Raw genomic sequence first — 17,886 nt, forward strand, 5'->3', positions numbered from 1 at the left:
ATTTGAACCAACGACCTTCGGGTTATGAGCCCGACGAGCTACCGAGCTGCTCCACCCCGCGTCCGAATTGTCCCAAGCTGGCAGAGCAGTTGCCAACTTGAGTGCGCCTTGATGTTCATAACTGAACAGCAAGACTGAATGTGGTTGCGGGGGCTGGATTTGAACCAACGACCTTCGGGTTATGAGCCCGACGAGCTACCGAGCTGCTCCACCCCGCGTCCGAATTGTGCCAACAAGACTGAGCAGTTGTCTGGTTGGGTATTGCTTCACTCAAGTCATCTTCGCCTGGCGATAAACACCTTGAGTATCAGATGGTTGCGGGGGCTGGATTTGAACCAACGACCTTCGGGTTATGAGCCCGACGAGCTACCGAGCTGCTCCACCCCGCGTCTGAGGTCGCCAATAATAGGCGCCAGCGCAAATATTGCAAGCAAAAATCTTGATAAAGTTGAAGGTGTAGATTAATGCGGCGCTAACAGCCCCTTTTACCAGCACCATGCTGCCTTTTTATGCGATGAAACAAGCCCTTGCCTCTGAAACCTCACCCGCCCCCCTCAAGGCAGGCAAGCTCAGCTGCCATTAGGGTGTCCACTCTGGCTCACATTCCCCAGGGTCGACGCCGTCGATCTCCTTGGCGCGCCACAGTGACCCTCCCGTCAGGGCAACAAGCCCCTGCTGGTAGACAGGGGAGCCCAGCCTGCCTGATAGCCAGGCTCCGCCGTCTCAATGCAATAAGCGGTCTCAGTTCAGCATCTGCAAGGCGCCAGTGGCGGCTATCTCGGCGATCAGCAGGCCGCACAGGGTGGTCGATAGCACCACGGGGGCGGTCTCGCGCCGCAGATAGACAGGGCTGAACCAGAGCAGCAAGGTGGCGACAAGCAGCAGGGTTTGAGTCAGGATCCAGGGCAACAGCGCGCTCAGCACGGCGTCACTCGGCTGACTCATCAACATCAGGGCCACAAACCAGAGCAGGCTGGCAATCGCCGTCCCCAGCCCCACCATGGGCAACAAGGTGTTGAACGCCTGCAACCGGTGGCGGGCTCGCAGCAGCATCAGGTGAGCGAAGGCGGCGCCCAGCAGCACCATCTGCAACAGACCACTCACCCAGCCAGTCGCAGCCAGCAGTCCCAGTCCATAGAGGCTCAGGGGCAAGGCGGGCAGCAATAGCCAGGTGGCGGGGATGGCGCGTTTGCCCTCCAGTCTCGATTGCAGCAAGGAGACGCCGATGCCCAGTATCAGGGCCGCCCCACCGAGCCAGACTTGCCACTGGGGCGCCTTCGCCTCCACCGCCAGCATCACCGAGAGGCCACTGATGACCCAGACCGAGAAGCTCTGCTGGAGGATACGCGAGCGTTGACCCGGGCAGAGATCCCCGCGCCACAGCACCAGTGCCAGCCAAGCGAGGGCCCCGAGTGCCATCAGGCCACTCAGGGGATAAAGCCATAGGGGTAATTGGGATAACATGAACGCCTCCTGTGATGAAGGGGGCGAGTATACCCAAACTCAAAGCGGAACCAAACGCCTGGCCCTCGCCGGAGCCACCAGCCCCTTGAACGCCCGGTGATTTACCACAAAGGCATCGGAAGTCAGCCCTGGCCCCTCGCCTGGGCCACTAACCCCTTGAACGTCCGGGGAATTGCCACAAAGGCATCGGAGGTCAACCCTGGCCCCTCGCCTGGGCCACTAACCGCTTGAACAGCTGGCGGATCACCACGGGGATATGGCCTGGGCCCAGACGCTCCGCCTCTTCCACCACGGCCAATGCCATGCCGGGCTTGCTGCGATGGTGTATCGCCTTGTTGATGATGCGGCTGGCGCTGAGTGAGGATCGCCCCCCCACCCCGGCTTCGCGCCGAAACACCGCCTCGAAGCCGTTGTGATAGAGGTAGTGCTCGATGTCGGCGGCAGGCAGCTGCGTCAGACGATCCTGTTCCCGCTCCCCTTTGAGCAGGGATCGGGCCGAGCTGGCGTACTTCATCCCGGCCTCGTCGCCGTCGGTGAGCAGGTGCCACTCTATGCCAAAGTCCCGGGCCACCTTGATGAGGGGCGCCTGGCCGCACTGGGCAAACTCGATGATGCGCACCCCTTCGGCCCGCAGGCTGTAGCCGCAGAGCTGGGCCAGCTCTGACAGCAGCCAGATCTCGGTCTCCCCCTCCACCAGCAACCAGCAGCGGGCAAACAGCGACATGGGTCTGTTGATGCGCACATGAAAGGCGATCTTGCGCAGATCGTCGCTGCTGTAGCGCTCCCCCCCGAGTTGATGACAGAGGATGTCCTGCTGGCGGCGCACCAGACGGCGCACCTGATTCAAGGGCAAGGAGGAGAGCAGATCGCCGGAATTGGTGGTGAGCAGTTTCTGCGCCGGTAGTTGCTCAAGCAGCCCCCAGGCCAGGGAGAGCATGGTGGGATGAAGCCGGCTCTCCGGATCCTCCACAATCATGATGGGCCTGGCCCCTTGCTCCAGCTCCCGATTGCCGCGCGCATTGAGCAGGGCCCCCGCCATGCCCGCCATGGCCAGTTGCAGTGCCCGGTTGTCGGCGCTACGCAACAGGCTCTGCAGGTTGCCGGGGTTGCGCAGTGTCATGGGCCTGTTGATGATCTCCCGCTGGCTGCGCGGCTTGTATTTGATGGGGGCCAGGGCCTTGAAGTAGTGATCCGTCAGCTGGCGCACGGCGCTCAGCGCCTCCTTGAGTTCCTCTTCACCGATGCGTGAAGGCTCATCCCCCATCTTCTCCATCAGCTTGCCGAGGTGATGCTCGCTGGGCTCGGGCCAGGGCTGGGCCTCCTGGCCGAACTGGGCGCTGCGGGCGTCGCGCAGCCGAAACACCGGGTTCATGGTGATGAGCAGAGTGACCAGAGGCCCGCTCTCCACCCCCTCCAGCACCTTGCCGATGCCATCGAGAAAGTCATGGCGACTCAACACGCTGCCGTCATCGTGCAACTCGGCGCTGGCTCGATAGTGGATGCGATGGAACTTGTCTTTGTGAGACATCCAGACCGGGGCGAGACGGGCAAGGCGCTGGGAACGCAGGCACATCTCCGGTCGGTATTCGCTGAAGGTGAGCACCAGTTGCAGGCTGCGCGCCGGGGCCAGCTCGGGATCTTCGGGTCTGTGGAAGTCATCGGCATTGAACTGATAGGGCTCGGCTTCCTGACCCAGCAGACACCAGAGTGCCCGCAGCAGGCTCGATTTCCCCCAGGCGTTCTCACCGATGAGCACAGTGGTGTTATCCAGGCTGAGCGAGAGGCGGTTTATCCCGCGAAAGCCTTTTATCTCGATACGTTCCAGAAACATAGCGCCCCATGACAGCAATCAACGTCTGGGAGTCATAGTGGCAAACTTGCCGGCCACTGCCTATGGCAGGGGGGAGATTTCAACGAGAACTGTGAGGCACTTCGGGTTCGGGGACACAGGGGAGAGGCAGGGACCAGCGAGGGGCGTTCCAGTGACTGAACCAGAGGTGGCGGCTGCGAGCCTGACGTTTGCTTTGTTTCAAGAGGCTTCCTTCTTATGAGGTGGGATCATGGCGGTGGCGCACGGGTTGATGGGCGCGCCGCCACTATCTCCACCCAGCATGACAATCCGATGACAAGCGGCTGCGCCACTGCCCCGGACTCAAACCAAAATCATCACGAAAGCGGTTACCCAGGTGGGCCGCAGACGAGAAACCACATTGGCTCGCCACCTCCCCCAGGGAGGCCCCGGCCAGCAAGAGCTGCTTGGCACGGCGCAATCGCAGCCCCTGCAGATAACGATGGGGAGAGGTACCCAGGGTTTGGGCGAACATGCGGCTGAAGTGGAATTCGCTCAGGCTGGCCTCGGCCGCCAGCTCGCCAAGCAAGATGGGCTGCGCAAGACGCCCGGCCATGTAATCACACACCCGCCGCGCCACTGCTGGCGCTAATCCCCCCTTGGGCAGCACCAGCGCTGGCGCCTCCTGGGTGTGATGACTAAAGGTGTGCAGCAGCAGTTGATTGCAGATCTCGCCAAGGGCCAGCCGATTGCCCGCCTCCTGCCAGTCCAGGTGTTGAAGCTGGTTGGCCAGCCTCATCAAGACGGCATCGTCGATGAAGGTCTTGTCATCGAGCTGCAGATGGCGGCCCTCCCGATCGCAGACCTCCTCGGCGATCCGCGTCAGGTGTGCCGGGCTGAAATAGAGATGAAAGAAGCGAAACTCCTCGCGCACCAGCCACTCGGATCTGTGGTGATCCGGCATCAGGCAAATCTTGCCGACGCCGCCATGGCCCCCAGGGCCATCGAGCCGCTCCGTCTGCTCACCCCCTTGCAGATAGACGCTCAGGGTGTGATGGCCGGGTCTGTGGTAGCGCGTCTGATCGAAGCAGTTGCGCCAGCTGGCCAGCCCGAGCCCTGGCTCCAGCCAGTGGTGGGCCTCGAGCCGCGCCCCCGTGCTGACCAATGCATCGAATACCCCTGCAGCCATGTCGCCTCTCTCATCCTGAAGATCTCTGAACCCGGGGCTAGCCAGCTGGCGCCACAGGGTTCCTCGGGCAGCCCTTCGCTGACCGGTGAGTGCTCAGTCTACCCGCCCTCCCCGGCAGATGGCAGCCACCGGGGCGCCCCTAGGCAAAATAACCGCAAGATCCTGTAACCCGGCACGGGCCAGGGCAGGCCATGCTAAGACCAGAGTGAGAGAGCAGAGCTCCTCCTTTACCCATTGCCGTCGCCTTCCTAAGGATCACCATGATGAATCTGACCCTCTATCTCGCCACCGTGCTCATCTGGGGCAGCACCTGGATTGCCATCGCCTGGCAACTCGGCCCCATCCCCATCGAGGTCTCGGTGCTCTATCGCTTCGCCCTGGCGGCCCTGGCACTCTTTGCCCTGCTCACCCTGAGCGGCAAGTTTCCCCGTCTGCCAAGACAAGGCCAGGGCTATGCCGCCCTGCTCGGCGCCCTGCTCTTTTCCACCAACTTCCTCTGCTTCTATCACGCCACCCAATACATCCCCAGCGGCCTCTCGGCGGTGGTGTTCGCCTGTGCCAGCATCTTCAACGGCCTCAACCTCTGGCTGTTCGAGAAACAGAAACCCAGCCGTCAATGGCTGCAGGGTTCAGTGATGGGACTGGCCGGCACCCTGCTGCTGTTCTGGCCCAGCCTGATGTCGAGCGATCTGGGCGCCCAGGCCTGGAAGGGGCTCGCCTTCGCCTGCGCCGGAACCCTCTGCTTCTCCCTCGGCAATCTGGTCTCGGCCCGGGGTCAGCGCCAGGGTTTCACCGTGTTGCAGATGGTGCCCTGGGGCATGTTGTACGGAGTCATACTGCTGCTGGGCTGGGTACAACTGCTGGGTCAAGAGCTGGTCTGGCCGACCGGCACTCGTTACTGGGGGGCCCTGCTCTATCTGGCGCTGTTCGGCTCGGTGATCGCCTTTACCGCCTATCTGACCCTGGTCGGGCGGATCGGGGCCAGCAAGGCGGCCTATGCCACCGTGCTCTTTCCTCTGGTGGCCCTGGGTCTCTCCACCCTGTATGAGGGCTTTGTCTGGCAACCGGTCTCCATGGTCGGCATGGCGGTCTGCCTGCTCGGCAATCTGGTGATCTTCGGATTGCCCAGGCGCCTCAAACCCCAACCGGTCTGACCCCTTGCCTCTCGTCCCACAAGCCCCTAAGGTGGGGGCCGGACATGTTCGGGAGGCACGACACTATGTTACTGGAAGGGCTCGATACCCTGTTTTTGCTGGCCACGGAGGGCACCATGGGCAAGGTGGCCAGCCGCCTCTATATCAGCCAGTCGGCGGTCAGCAAGCGCATCAGCCAGCTGGAACAGCGGCTCGGCAAGAAGTTGATCGAACCCGATGGCCGCCAGATCAGGCTCACTCCCCAGGCCCACGAGCTGCTGACCCGTCTCGCTCCCACCCTGGCAGAGATGAAGGGACTGCTGGCCGACAGCCAGACCCTCACCGATGCCCATCCCCTGCCGGTTGCCTGCTCCGAGACCCTGCTGGCTGGCTACCTGGCCCCCTTCATGGCCGACTACCTGCGCCAGGATCCCTACTTGCTGATCTCCACCCACCACACCCCGGTGATCCTGGCGCGGGTGCGGGCCGGGGAGGCCCTGCTCGGGATCTGCGCTGGACGCCTGCCCCCCGGACACGGTTTGCACGCCGAGCTGCTGAGGGATGAACCCTTCTATCTGGTGGGGAGTGAGGAGGAGAGAGGCCCGGCTGCCAGCCTGTTCACCATGGATCTGGACAACCCGGTCAACCGCTATCTGGTCGCCCCCCTGGCCGAGCTGGGGCTGGCGCCGCGCATGCAGCTCGACTCCTATCTGGCGCTGATCGAGCTGGCCAAGGCGGGCATGGGGCCGGTGATGTTGCCCGAAGGGCTGCTGGCCCTGGTCGGCGAGCAGGGCAAGCAAGCCCGCCCCCTGCCCGGCATCAGTCGCCCCATCCACCTCATTTACCGGCCCAGCAGCCTGAAACGAGACAGAGCCAGCCGCCTGATCCAGGCCCTGACTCGCCACTTCGCCCAACTAAGGCCCCTGAGCGGCTGATGAGGCCCTTTATATCAATGCCCCATGTTCTGACCACAGTGCAAAGATGAGAGGCCGCGCCCGTGCAGGCGCGGCCTCCTGATGGCGCTGTGCCAGTGAAACGAGGGTCAAGGGACGCAGACCTGCACCTAACTCAGTGCAGCCAGCTAAACAGGGCGGGATACTGGCTCCAGATAAGCTTGGCCGACATCAGCAGGGAGATGGTGACCAGCAAGGGTTTGATCAGCTTTACCCCTTTGATCAGCACCAGCTTGGAGCCAAATCGCGCGCCAATGAACTGCCCAAGCGCCATGGAGAAGCCGACGCTCCACACCACCTTGCCACCGAGGGCAAAGAAGATCAGCGAGGCGATGTTGGAGGTGAAATTGAGCAACTTGGTGTGGGCGGTGGCCCGCGCCATGCCAAATCCCGCCAGGGCGACAAAGCCGATGGCAAAGAAGGAGCCGGTACCCGGACCAAAGAAGCCATCATAGAAACCGACCCCGCCGCCAACCAACAGTGCAAACAGCATGGGGGTAAGACGACGGCTGCTTTCCGCATCGCTCACCCTGGGGGAGAAGTAGAAGTAACAGGCAAAGGCCACCAGCAGGAAGGGGAGCAGCCGCTCCAGAATGGCGGCGTCTATGGTCTGCACCGCCAGGGAGCCCAGTGCCGCCCCGATAAAGGTGAAAATGACCGCGGGCCAGATGATATGCCACTCAATCAAGCCCCGGCGGGCATAGAACCAGGTGGCGGAGAAGGAGCCGAAGCTGCTCTGTAACTTGTTGGTGCCCAGTACCAGGGCGGGCGGCATGCCGGTGGCCAGCAGGGCGGGCACCGTCAGCAGACCGCCGCCCCCGGCGATGGCATCGATGAAACCGGCGGCCAGGGCGACGCCGAACAGCAGGATCAGGGTAGTAAGCTCAAACTCCATTTGCACCTCAGTCAGACAAGACAGGGCTCCTATCCTGCCAAGAGGAGGCGTGCAGGAGCCGGTTGCGCCTATCCTAAGCGCGGCTCACTCATTCACATAACGAAACAATGGCAGCCAATCAATTCCTTATTTTCATATTTTATGTGACGGGCATTGGCCGCCTCTCGGGTCGAATCATCCCAGTGCTCATGACTCAAGCGGGGGTTGATTCCCGATTTTCATCATTTTCCCCCATCGGACTCAAGAAAGGGAGCAGCGCCTGCTGCAGGGCGGCATCCTCCTCCCCCGGCCAGCGATTGACCCGCCCGGCCATGTAGCGGCTGCTGAACAGGTTGAACCAGAGTTGCAGGCCAAGCCCGGCCTGTACCTCCCCCGCGACTTCCAGCACACAAGCCGCCACCTCGGCGGTGCAGAGCTGATGCTCCTTGGGGGCCACCCTCATGCCATAGGTGGAGAGGCTCTCTGGACGCACGCTCAGCACAGGCAGTGCATCGAGATAGGGGCTCTTGTTGAACATCTTGCGTGCCTCTGGCCAGGTGCCATCGAGCAAGATAAACAGCGGCCGCTTGCCGGGCGTGGGCAGTACCTGCTCGGTCAGGCGCGCTGGCGCCTTTTCGCTCGCCGGAAACACCACATAAGGCTGCCACTCGGGATCCCTGAGCAGCGCCAGCAACGCGGGATGGGGCTCGGTGCGCGACCAGAGGAAGGCCCAGGTGGTGTCAGGCAAGACATCGGCGATAAGACGACCCGTGTTGGAGGGTTTCATCGGCTCGCTGTCATACATCAACAGGCAGAAACCCGCCTCAGCCTTGAGCTCGGGACGCCAGTCACAGGCGCACCAGTCCCGGCGCAATTGACAGGCCTCGCAGCGTGGCACGCTCCCGCCCCGGGCCAGGAAAGGACGGGTAGAGATACTCTTGCGCCAGGTTCGCAGGCGATTGACGGCATGATCGGGGACTGGCTTCATGAAGGAGACTCGGCACAAAAGAGGACAAAAAGGGGCGGAATTGTAGCGAGGGTGTCCCTGGGCGGCAAGGCCCCTCCCATAAAGCCAGCAGACAGGGAGACCCTTTCTATACTCAACACCGCACGGTCGCGCCACTCGGGAGTGACCTCTAAAGGAGAGAGCGATATGACGGAGCAAAGCAATGACCAGGCCCGGGAGCATGCCCTGGCCGAAGGCAGTACCTTTACCTGGCACGAACTCTATGTGCCCGATAGCGAGGCGGGGATCCGCTTCTATACCGAGGTGCTAGGCTGGCAGGTGCAGCAGACGGCGATGGAGGGGTTTGATTACCCCATGCTGGTCGCCAACGGTCGGCCCATCGCCGGGGTACAGGCCACTCGCGGCAATCCACAGATGGAAGGGGTGCCACCTCATTGGGCGACCTACATCGCAGTCGATGATGTGGATGCCCGAGTCGCCAGGGTGATCCAGCATGGCGGCAGCCTGGTGGTCCCTGCCATGGATATTCCCAGCGTCGGGCGCATGGCCCTGATAGCCGACCCCCAAGGGGCGCATATCTGGCTGTTTACCCCGGCAGCCGGGGAGTGTTCACAGACATAAACCGCCATCAACAAGCGAGGGGCCCTGGGGCCCCTCGCTTGTTGTGTCTCCGCACCCTGCCCTTATGCGGGTTTGCGCACTATGCCTTCGAGGAACTGCGCAAAGCTGTGACCATGATGCTCCAGCAATTTCGGGAACATGGAGATGGGAGTCATGCCCGGGAAGGTGTTGATCTCGTTGAGCAGGATCTCGCCATCGATGGTCAGGAAGAAGTCGATACGCGACAGATGGGTCAGTTTCAGTTGACGGAACGCCTTGAGGGCATAGGCCTGGATGGCATCAGACTGGGCCTGGGTCAGCCCTTCGGCATGCAGGGCGGTTTCGGTGTGGCTGGCGCTGCTGTACTTCTCTTCGTAGGTATAGAACTTGTCGGTCGGCACGCAGATCTCGCCCGGATAGGTCGCCACCAGCTCGTCGCCGTACTGATAGACGGCCACTTCCAGCTCCCGGGGCTTGACCGCTTTTTCGATCAGGACCTGCTCGGAGTAACCGAAGGCGTCCTTGATGCCCTGCACCAGTTCGGCTTCATTGCTGGCTGAGTAGCAACCCACCGAGGAGCCTTGGCAAGCGGCCTTGATAAAGACCCTGCCCCAGTTGGCCAAAGCGGCTTTGGCCTCATTCAGGCTGGTCTCATCCTGCTCGGTCAGGAACAGATAAGGGGTGTTGGGAATATCCAGGGCGGAGAGCCACAGCTTGGTGCTGATCTTGTTGAAGCAGAGCTTGCTCGCCTCGGCATCGCAGCCCAGGTAGGGCAGACCGGCCAGCTCGAGGAAAGATTGCAGATCGCCGGTCTCGCCCGGGTAGCCGTGGATACAGGGCACCACGAAATCCACCGGTCGCGCCACGCTGTCAAAAGAGAGCAGCCTGTCGAGCCCCAGCTTGCACTCGCGGCCGTCGGCGCTGAGCCAGCGATCGGCAAACATCTCGACCCGGGTCACGTCGACGCCGGGCAGGAGGCCGAGTTGTTGCTCGATGAAATTGGCACTGCGCAGAGAGACTTCGTGCTCGGAGCCACCGCCGCCGCACAGCAGCAAGACATGCATCTTCTTCATTGATTGGGATCCCTTGGGAGAAGCGGCCGCGTCATCCTCGGCGGCGAACAGGAAACCAGCCACCGGACGTAAGCCAAGTGCGGCCAGTGTAGCAAGCAAGAATACGCCTTGTCAGCTGATGGCAGCGCCCGGACGCTCAGACCGGGCACAAAGCCGCGCTACTGGCCAACAAAGCGCCAATTTCTGTCAACCTCAGGCCCGCGGCCACACGGCCCTGCAAGGCGGAGATCAACGGGGCGGGTCGACTCGGCCAGGGGCGGTACCATTGACCCTGAACCATCCCGCGATGCTGTAACGCTCCTGACGGGCGGCCAGCACCTCGTGGGGAAACTCCTCGGACAAAAACAACACCAGTCGCCCCCCCTTGGGAGAGACATCCATCAGATGCTGTTCACTGTCGTCATAGACTCGCAGCACGCCGCCATCGTCCGGCTGCCAACCATTATTGAGATAGAAGACGGAGGTGAGGCGGCGGTTGGAGCGCCCGGCGAAGGCATCCCTGTGGGTCGCGTAGAAATCACCGGGTCGATAACGGGCAAAATGGGCCTCGTAATCAAAGAGTCCCAGCATCAGCATGCGGTTGGCTGCGATGCGCAAGGATTCCATGCGCGCCAGATAGGCCGCCACCGGGGCCCCCAGCTCCCCATCCAACCAGTGGATCTGATCCCGGCGGATCTCGGGATTGCCCTGATGCTGCCCTTCACGACCAATGCCGGCCTGTTGCCACTCATCGGGCAGGCAGGCACGCAGCAGATCCACCTCGGCGGCGGAGAGAAAATCGTCCACTATCACCCAACCCTGGGTGTAAATGGCATCCATGACGGCGTTGTAATCCAAGGGATAGGCTCAAAAAGTAGCAGTGGCGCTTTTTATCGGCTTTTGGGGCGGCTCACAAACCGGATTGCAACTCGATACGAGCCTCAGCATCAATATGAAGGCCCTTTCCGCCGCCCCACTTGCTCTGCACCACCGGCTCAGCTAGCGTTGCCTCAGGATCCTGGGCGATTAACCACAGACGACGAGCATCAATATGACCCTGAGCAAGCTAACACTCACCCGCCTCGATGGCAGCGAATACCCCCAGCGCGAGTTGCAAAATAGGGTGATCCTGGTGGTCAACGTCGCCAGCCACTGCGGTTTTACGCCCCAATACACAGGCCTGGAAGCCCTCTATCGTCAGTTCTCCCCCCTGGGGTTGACCATACTCGGCTTTCCCTGCAACCAGTTTGGCGGCCAGGAACCCGGTGAGGCCGACGAGATAGCCCGCTTCTGCGCGCTGGATTACCCGGTCAGCTTCCCCATCATGAGCAAGTGCGAGGTCAATGGTCCCCGCACTCACCCCCTCTATCGCTGGCTCAAGGCCGAGCAACCGGGCCTGCTGGGTTCGGAGGCGGTCAAATGGAACTTCACCAAGTTTCTCATCAACCGTGATGGCCAGGTGGTGGCTCGCTATGCCCCCCAGACAACCCCGGAATCCCTGGCCACCGACATCGCAGCCCTGCTCTGAGCCCGTTCAGCCCGCGTCATTAACCGCCCGTTATCACGCTGCGCGTTGCCTCAGATAGGCTTTGAGTCGCAACGCCCCACCCGTACACTCCTGGGTCAGGAGTCTTGTCACCGATGGCGGCTGCCCTTGGCCGCGATCTCTGCTATATTATGCGCCCATGCTGATCGGCTGGTGCGCCCCAAGGTGCCACCGCAATGTGTGTTCCCGGTGGTTCCTCTCACGACGCCACCGCTATCGCAGTTTCTTCGGGGTTGGTGGCGCCAATGGCGCGCGTCGATCCCAGCTGAGCCAATGCTCAATGTCAGGAGTCTCTCTCTAAGATGTCATTTAACGAACTGGGCCTGTCGCCGCACATATTGCGTGCCGTCAAGGAGTTGGGTTACGCACAGCCAACCCCTATCCAGCAACAGGCTATTCCGGCCATTCTGGCAGGCCAGGATGTGCTGGGCGGCGCCCAGACCGGGACCGGCAAGACAGCCGGTTTCACCCTGCCCATGCTGCACCGTCTGCTGGCCAATCATGGCCGTGGCGGACGCCGTCAGGTCCGCGCCCTGATCCTGACTCCGACTCGCGAGCTGGCCGCCCAGGTCGGTGAGAGCATCATCAAGTACGCCAATCATCTGCCGTTCCGGACCTTGATAGCCTACGGTGGTGTCAGCATCAAACCCAATCTCGAGGCCATCAAGCTCGGGGTCGACATTCTGGTCGCCACCCCCGGTCGCCTGCTGGATCTGCTGACCCAGCGCGCCCTCACCCTGACCGAGCTGGAAGTGCTGGTGCTGGATGAAGCGGATCGCATGCTCGACATGGGCTTTATCACCGACATTCGCCGCATCATGAAGGCATTGCCGGAGGAGCGGCAGACCCTGCTGTTCTCCGCCACCTTCTCGGACGAAATCAAGGCGCTGGCCGATGACTTGCTCAAGAGCCCGACCCTCATCGAGGTGAGCCCGAGCAACAGCACCGCCGAACAAGTCAACCAGCGTGTCATCAAGGTGGATCGTGAGCGCAAGCGCGAGCTGCTCTCCCACATGATTGGCCGGGGCAACTGGCAAAGAGTGCTGGTATTCGTGCGCACCAAGCTTATCGCCGACCGCCTCGCCCAGCAGATGGTCAAAGACGGTCTCAATACCGTCGCCATCCATGGTGACAAGACCCAGGGCGCCCGCAACCGGGCCCTTGCCGATTTTCGCGAGGGCAAGGTGCGGGTACTGGTTGCCACCGATATCGCCGCCCGCGGTCTCGACATCGATCTGCTGCCGCACGTGATCAACTTCGAGCTGCCGCAAGTGGCCGAGGATTACATTCACCGGATCGGTCGTACCGGCCGGGCCGGTCGGGGTGGCGAAGCCATCTCCCTGGTCAGTCTGGATGAGCTGGATCAGCTCAAGGCCATAGAGTCCCTGATAGGCCAAAGCATCCCGAGCGAAATTCAGGAAGGGTACGAGCCTAGCGGCAAAGTGACGCGCCAGAGCCTGCCCAGCAACAAGCCGATACAAAACCGCGACCGTGGTGGCCACGTCAATGCCAAGCACAACGTCAAGGCCAGAGAAAAAGCCGCCAAGGAGCAGCCTGCTGCCAGGGGAAAACCCGCCACCAAGCCGAAACCCAAAGCAGTTGGCAGTAAAGCGGCGGCGCCGGCACGTCAGAAAGAGCGTGGCGGTGAAGACACCGGCTTCGCCCCGATGCGCCGCCTGCCCAAGACCCAGCGCGATGGCTATCAGGACAACTCCAACGAGGAGTAAGAGAGCCTCTGTGCGGCTACCCTGTACCGCCAGGCCTGAAATACAAAAAACCGCACTCGTGCGGTTTTTTTATTGATGCCATTTATCCTGCGAAAAGACCGTTTCGCAGCGCTCCAGCATCCGCTCCGACTGTTCGCCAAAGCCCACGCCCGACCCTGCCCCATCGCGGTTGGCAAAATCGAGATTGGGCTGCGTGCCCACCCCTTTGGTCGCGGCACATTCAGGGCGCCTTCACTCCTGGGCGGTCAGCACCATGTGCAACAGCGGATAGGGCTTGCCCTGGCCATCCAGGGGAGAGCGCCCCGTCACCCCGAAACCCAGGTGCTGATAGAAGCCGAGGGCCTGGGCATTCTGCTCGTTGACGTCCACCCGGGTCACCCCCAGGCAATGGATAGCGTGGTCCACCAGCTGGCGGCCGACACCACGGCCTCTCGCCGCGGGGGCGATGAAGAGCATCTCGATGTTGCCCTCAGCCACCCCGATAAAGCCGACGATAACCCCATCCTGCCTGGCGCAATAGAGGCGCACGGCATCGAAATAGTGTTCGAGGATAAGGGGCCTCAGGGTGGCGATGTCTTCCTCTTGCAGGAAGTGATGGGTGGCGCGCACCGAGGCCTCCCAGATGGCGATAAGCGTCATGTGATCGCCGCTTTCTGCCGGTTCAATCTTCATATGCTGGTTCTCCTGTTGATCTCTATGGCTGGCCCATCAGGCTCCTATCGAGCTGCCATGGCGTCGGTGCGCTTAATGACAAAGCCCTTCTCGATACCCCCCTTGAAGCCCAGCTTCTCATAGAGTCGGTGGGTCTCCTCACGCCCCTCCCCCGACAGCAGCATCACCTTGTAGCACTCCATCTCCCAGGCGATGGCGAGCGCCCGGGCTATCACCTGCTGGCTCAGGCCCTGGCGGCGAAAGGCCGCTGCGGTGATCACATGCTCTATGATGGCAAAGGGTTTGCCGCCATTGGTGAGGGTGGGGATCACCCCCAACTGACAGGTGGCGGCCAGCTGGCCCTCCACCTCGGCCACCAGGAGTCGTACTCCGGGCTCGGCCAGCAGTCGCCTCAGCGCCTCCCTCGCCACCGACGGCGCCAGCACGGGATCATTGGGCCTGAGTTCGGCGTAAAGAGTGAGCAGGCCCGCCAGATCCTGCTCCCTGCACTCTCTGATCACCACAATGGCAACCCTCCTGATCTTCAGTGTTCCCCAGCGTCCTATGCGGATCTGGGGGCAAACATGATGATGGCCATGCCCGTCAGGGCGACCCCGGCACCGACCCAGTCCCACACAGTGGGTCTGATGCCATCCACCGCCCAGAGCCAGAGGATGGCCACGAAGATATAGACGCCCCCATAGGCGGCATAGACTCGTCCGGCGGCGGTCGGATGCAGTGACAACAGCCAGGCAAACAGGGCCAGACTGAGGGCCGCGGGCAGCAGCAACCAGATGCTCTTGCCCTGGGTCAGCCACAGATAGGGCAGGTAGCAGCCGAGGATCTCGGCGACCGCCGTCACCAGAAACAGGGCCATGGTTTTGAGTTCAATCATGTGCGGTTCAATCATCCTTGCCGATAAGTGCGCTTCTCTTGGCAAATCATACTGTTATATCGGCGCGCTTCAATCGGCTTCTGGATCTCGGCCCATGAAAGAGCCAACAAGATGGCGGCAAGGCCCTGAGGGATAGCCAGGTGGTTGAGTGCGGGGCAGCCATATCGGGCCCTCTCCCGGGAAGGGAGAGGGCCGAGGGGATCAGCGGGTCTTGACCGCCTGCAGCAGCGCCGACACATCCGGGCCGAACTGGCGGCTGCGGATCGCGGTGCGGATATCACTTTCGCTGTAGCGGCTACCCGGGTAGACCAGCACGCAGGAGGTGTCGCCGGGTTGGAGGAAATGGGTCTCGCCGAACGGGGTGTAGCGGGTGGCCCCTATGCTGATCAGGGCGTGTTGCGGCCTGCCCGCCTGGGCCAGCAACCCCTGGATATGCTCGGCCGGGCCTGCGTCCTGCTGATGGTTGAACTTGTCGACGGCCCACTCCAGCAACTGCTGATGGAAGTAGCTGTAATCCACCGCCGCGCTGTCTATCCCGTAGCCATGCAGCTCGCCATCACGCTCCAGATAGCAGGCGATGCGGTAATCATCGAGCTCGCAGCCGGCGGCAAAATGGGACAGGGGCAACAAATGGGCGGCCAGTCCCTTGCTCTCCGGGCCCCAGTTCTTCTTCTCGCTGATTTTTTTGGCATTGGGACGGCGGATGGAGCAGTCGTTATAGGCGCCAAACGCCTTGGGATGGATGGCAACCACCTGCTCCCCCGCATATTCCAGCTCGCACCAGAGCGCCACTTCCGGCTCTATCTGCACCTTTTCGTCGCCGCTCACCGCCGCCTCTGGCAGAAAGATGGCCGCTTCACTTAACGGGAAGACGCCGAGCTGGCCCGGATGGGACGGCACATAGAAGGGGAACAGCGCCTTGGGGGCCACCTTGTCCACCACCTGCACGGCAACAAAGTCCGCCGCCTCGCCCGCCTGCTCCAGATGACCGGCGAAGTTGCCCGCCACCCCGAGTCCGATAAAATTGCGCTGTGCTGTGACTCGCATCTCTCTACATCCTCTTTTGTCGCACCCGGGAAATTCGCGCCTATGGCGCCGGGTAACTACCGCTAAAGTGGCAGGAATTAAAACACAGCAGCCGAGTCCCGCCCAGCCCCGGCGCGCCATCCTGTGCGCCAGGGCGAACTTTTGGGCGCCATCTGACGGCGTCTCGCGGCAAAGCATCCTCCATGCCCGGAAACACTCAGTTTCCAACCCGGCCCGGCATGCCCCTTGGGCGAGTGCGCCAACTTTGTTAGGCTGCCCGCCATCCCCTGCCACCGCGAAGGCATCCTAGCCCTGCGGGCAGAAGACCCGCGCAGGCGCGCCCTGCCCGGACATCATGACTCAAGAGGAGAAGACCATGACTCAGATAGACAAGCTGGCCTGGCTAACGATTCAAGAACGCCGCTTGCTGTGCGTACGCTCTCATGGCAAGCGCCTCTTCTATATTCCGGGCGGTAAACGCGATCCCGGCGAGAGTGACGAAGCCGCCCTGCTGCGTGAAATCACCGAAGAGCTGAGCGTTCGGCTCGACCCCACGACCCTGCGCCTGGCAGGTGATTTTCAGGCCCAGGCCGATGGCAAGGCTGATGGCGTCATGGTGCGGCTGCGCTGCTTCTTTGGCGAGGGCCAGGGCATTCCCACCCCGGCCGCTGAAATCGCCGAGCTGGCCTGGTTGGGGAGCCAGGACAAGGAACGTCTCTCCGCCCCCGCCCTGTTGGTGGTGAACTGGCTGCACGAGCAGGATCTGATCGACTGAGCCCGCTCTTCACAGTGCATGCATCATGGGTGAGCGATGCTCGACAGCATCGATATCAACTTGTTATAAGGAGTCTTGGGCCGCCCATCCCGATGACGGCGACATACCGCCCCTGGCTGAGGCGGTGCCGCGCCGTTGACCGCGTCACCGCCGACGTCATTTCCCGATGAATGATTGCACCCATGGCGTGCACTAAATAGAGGATTGCACGGATGCCCTCACTGTCTGACCCGGCTGGCGCTGTTGAGTCCATGGATGCTGCCCATGCCGCCCCCTGGCAATTGCTGCATCTGACTCACCTGGCCGAACATGAACTGCCTCTCGCCCGACTGCTGCAGGAGGTCGTTCAGGATGGTGCCTCCATCGGCTTCTTGCCGCCCATCAGCCTCGCCGAGGCCAGGGCCTACTGGCAAGGGGTCGAGCAGGGGCTGCAAAGGGGAGATCGCCGACTCTGGTTGGCGCTGGCCCCGGCTCAGCAAGGGGGCGCGCTGCTTGGCAGCGTGCAACTCTCGCTCTGTGGCAAGGCCAATGGCAGCCACAGGGCCGAGGTAGAGAAGCTGATGGTGGCCCCTGGCGCCCGGGGGCATGGCCTGGCGCGCGCCTTGATGGGCGTCATGGAGCAGGGCGCCATCCAGGCACAGCGCCGCCTGCTGGTGCTCGACACCCGGGTCGGTGATGTCGCTTCCCATCTTTATCAGCGACTCGGATATCAGGCCGCGGGGCAGATCCCCGATTTCGCCATCAATGGCGATGGCAGCCTGGCCGCGACACAATTTTTCTACAAACGGCTGTCACTGGACTGAGCCTGGCACGCACCCCTTGCGCCAGCCCGCGAAGGCTGGCGCAAGCTCCCCCATTGAAGGAGTCAAGATGATACTGGAAGTCGCCCCACTCACCATCATCCCGGGCCAGGAGGCCGAGTTCGAGGCCGCCTTCGCCGAGGCCAGCGCCCTCATCAGCGCCATGCCGGGCTATCTGGGTCACCAGTTGCAAGTCTGCATGGAGCAGGGCAACCACTACCTGCTGCTGGTGCAATGGCAGAGACTTGAAGATCACACCGAGGGCTTTCGGACCTCGCCGCAATACCAGCAGTGGAAGGCGCTGCTGCATCACTTCTATCGCCCCTTCCCGAGCGTGCTCCATTACCAGGGAGTCATGGCCCAGGCCCCGGGCCAGCCCCTGCTCTATCCGGGGCGCGAGCAACCCTCCTGAATCGGACAGGGTTGCTAAGGCCAGCCTACGCAA

The 17,886-nt window shown here is 62.2% G+C and carries 19 protein-coding genes and 2 tRNA genes; 8 read left to right on the forward strand and 13 right to left on the reverse strand.

Going from position 1 to position 17,886, the window contains the following annotated elements:
• Nucleotides 1-141 precede the first annotated feature (141 nt).
• The 5 genes from M2367_RS09865 to M2367_RS09885 all read right to left on the reverse strand — a co-directional run bounded on the left by M2367_RS09865 (nt 142) and on the right by M2367_RS09885 (nt 4,442).
• A tRNA-Met gene (locus tag M2367_RS09865) sits at nt 142-218 on the reverse strand.
• A 94-nt stretch (nt 219-312) separates the two neighbouring features.
• A tRNA-Met gene (locus M2367_RS09870) sits at nt 313-389 on the reverse strand.
• 352 nt (nt 390-741) lie between these two features.
• Nucleotides 742-1,464, reverse strand: a complete 723-nt coding sequence (locus tag M2367_RS09875; RefSeq protein WP_259236591.1) for a hypothetical protein — start codon at nt 1,462-1,464, stop codon at nt 742-744.
• A gap of 193 nt (nt 1,465-1,657) precedes the next feature.
• Nucleotides 1,658-3,295 (reverse strand): ATP-dependent endonuclease, encoded by a 1,638-nt coding sequence (locus tag M2367_RS09880; protein WP_259236592.1) that lies wholly within the window; start codon nt 3,293-3,295, stop codon nt 1,658-1,660.
• A gap of 265 nt (nt 3,296-3,560) precedes the next feature.
• The gene (locus tag M2367_RS09885) at nt 3,561-4,442 is read right to left on the reverse strand and encodes a helix-turn-helix domain-containing protein (protein WP_259236593.1); all 882 of its coding nucleotides are present in this window, start codon (nt 4,440-4,442) and stop codon (nt 3,561-3,563) included.
• 263 nt (nt 4,443-4,705) lie between these two features.
• Between M2367_RS09885 and M2367_RS09890 the strand changes: the two genes are divergently transcribed.
• Together M2367_RS09890 and M2367_RS09895 are read left to right on the forward strand one after the other, a co-directional pair.
• Nucleotides 4,706-5,596 carry a DMT family transporter gene (locus tag M2367_RS09890; protein WP_259236795.1) on the forward strand — a complete coding sequence of 297 codons (891 nt, stop codon included), beginning with the start codon at nt 4,706-4,708 and terminating at the stop codon, nt 5,594-5,596.
• Nucleotides 5,597-5,661: 65 nt separating this feature from the next.
• Complete coding sequence (locus M2367_RS09895) at nt 5,662-6,510, forward strand: LysR family transcriptional regulator (protein WP_224432827.1); 849 nt, start codon at nt 5,662-5,664, stop codon at nt 6,508-6,510.
• Nucleotides 6,511-6,643: 133 nt separating this feature from the next.
• Here the strand turns inward: M2367_RS09895 and M2367_RS09900 are convergent, their stop codons facing one another.
• Nucleotides 6,644-7,423, reverse strand: a complete 780-nt coding sequence (locus M2367_RS09900) for a TSUP family transporter (protein WP_224432826.1) — start codon at nt 7,421-7,423, stop codon at nt 6,644-6,646.
• A 193-nt stretch (nt 7,424-7,616) separates the two neighbouring features.
• A complete protein-coding gene (locus tag M2367_RS09905) occupies nt 7,617-8,390 on the reverse strand; it encodes a tRNA-uridine aminocarboxypropyltransferase (protein ID WP_259236594.1) in 774 nt (257 codons plus the stop codon).
• 165 nt (nt 8,391-8,555) lie between these two features.
• On the opposite strand from M2367_RS09905, the gene M2367_RS09910 reads away from it, so the two are divergent.
• The gene (locus tag M2367_RS09910; RefSeq protein ID WP_259236595.1) at nt 8,556-8,990 is read left to right on the forward strand and encodes a VOC family protein; all 435 of its coding nucleotides are present in this window, start codon (nt 8,556-8,558) and stop codon (nt 8,988-8,990) included.
• Between the two features lie 62 nt (nt 8,991-9,052).
• On the opposite strand, the gene M2367_RS09915 is transcribed toward M2367_RS09910, so the two are convergent.
• Nucleotides 9,053-10,042 (reverse strand): D-alanine--D-alanine ligase, encoded by a 990-nt coding sequence (locus M2367_RS09915; protein WP_042042362.1) that lies wholly within the window; start codon nt 10,040-10,042, stop codon nt 9,053-9,055.
• Between the two features lie 228 nt (nt 10,043-10,270).
• Entirely contained in the window at nt 10,271-10,879 is a 609-nt protein-coding gene (locus tag M2367_RS09920) for a 2OG-Fe(II) oxygenase (protein WP_259236596.1), read from the reverse strand.
• A 193-nt stretch (nt 10,880-11,072) separates the two neighbouring features.
• On the opposite strand from M2367_RS09920, the gene M2367_RS09925 reads away from it, so the two are divergent.
• Nucleotides 11,073-11,549, forward strand: coding sequence for a glutathione peroxidase (locus M2367_RS09925; protein WP_259236597.1), 477 nt, complete (start codon nt 11,073-11,075; stop codon nt 11,547-11,549).
• 320 nt (nt 11,550-11,869) lie between these two features.
• Nucleotides 11,870-13,294, forward strand: coding sequence for a DEAD/DEAH box helicase (locus M2367_RS09930; protein ID WP_042042359.1), 1,425 nt, complete (start codon nt 11,870-11,872; stop codon nt 13,292-13,294).
• A gap of 231 nt (nt 13,295-13,525) precedes the next feature.
• Here M2367_RS09930 and M2367_RS09935 read toward each other — a convergent pair whose 3' ends face one another.
• The 4 genes from M2367_RS09935 to M2367_RS09950 all read right to left on the reverse strand — a co-directional run bounded on the left by M2367_RS09935 (nt 13,526) and on the right by M2367_RS09950 (nt 15,887).
• Complete coding sequence (locus tag M2367_RS09935) at nt 13,526-13,966, reverse strand: acetyltransferase (protein ID WP_259236598.1); 441 nt, start codon at nt 13,964-13,966, stop codon at nt 13,526-13,528.
• Nucleotides 13,967-14,010: 44 nt separating this feature from the next.
• Nucleotides 14,011-14,472, reverse strand: a complete 462-nt coding sequence (locus M2367_RS09940; RefSeq protein WP_259236796.1) for a GNAT family N-acetyltransferase — start codon at nt 14,470-14,472, stop codon at nt 14,011-14,013.
• A gap of 35 nt (nt 14,473-14,507) precedes the next feature.
• Entirely contained in the window at nt 14,508-14,840 is a 333-nt protein-coding gene (locus tag M2367_RS09945) for a YnfA family protein (RefSeq protein WP_259236599.1), read from the reverse strand.
• Between the two features lie 201 nt (nt 14,841-15,041).
• On the reverse strand, nt 15,042-15,887 hold the full coding sequence (locus tag M2367_RS09950; RefSeq protein WP_259236600.1) for a DUF5718 family protein: 846 nt from the start codon (nt 15,885-15,887) through the stop codon (nt 15,042-15,044).
• 355 nt (nt 15,888-16,242) lie between these two features.
• Between M2367_RS09950 and M2367_RS09955 the strand changes: the two genes are divergently transcribed.
• The 3 genes from M2367_RS09955 (at nt 16,243) to M2367_RS09965 (ending at nt 17,853) form a co-directional block, all read left to right on the forward strand.
• Entirely contained in the window at nt 16,243-16,641 is a 399-nt protein-coding gene (locus M2367_RS09955; RefSeq protein ID WP_259236601.1) for an NUDIX domain-containing protein, read from the forward strand.
• Between the two features lie 212 nt (nt 16,642-16,853).
• Complete coding sequence (locus tag M2367_RS09960; RefSeq protein WP_259236602.1) at nt 16,854-17,444, forward strand: N-acetyltransferase; 591 nt, start codon at nt 16,854-16,856, stop codon at nt 17,442-17,444.
• A 67-nt stretch (nt 17,445-17,511) separates the two neighbouring features.
• Nucleotides 17,512-17,853 carry an antibiotic biosynthesis monooxygenase gene (locus tag M2367_RS09965; RefSeq protein ID WP_259236603.1) on the forward strand — a complete coding sequence of 114 codons (342 nt, stop codon included), beginning with the start codon at nt 17,512-17,514 and terminating at the stop codon, nt 17,851-17,853.
• The last annotated feature ends 33 nt before the right edge of the window (nt 17,854-17,886 follow it).

This window comes from Aeromonas sp. BIGb0445, from assembly GCF_024809075.1.
In the GTDB taxonomy this organism is placed as follows: Bacteria; Pseudomonadota; Gammaproteobacteria; order Enterobacterales; family Aeromonadaceae; genus Aeromonas; species Aeromonas rivuli.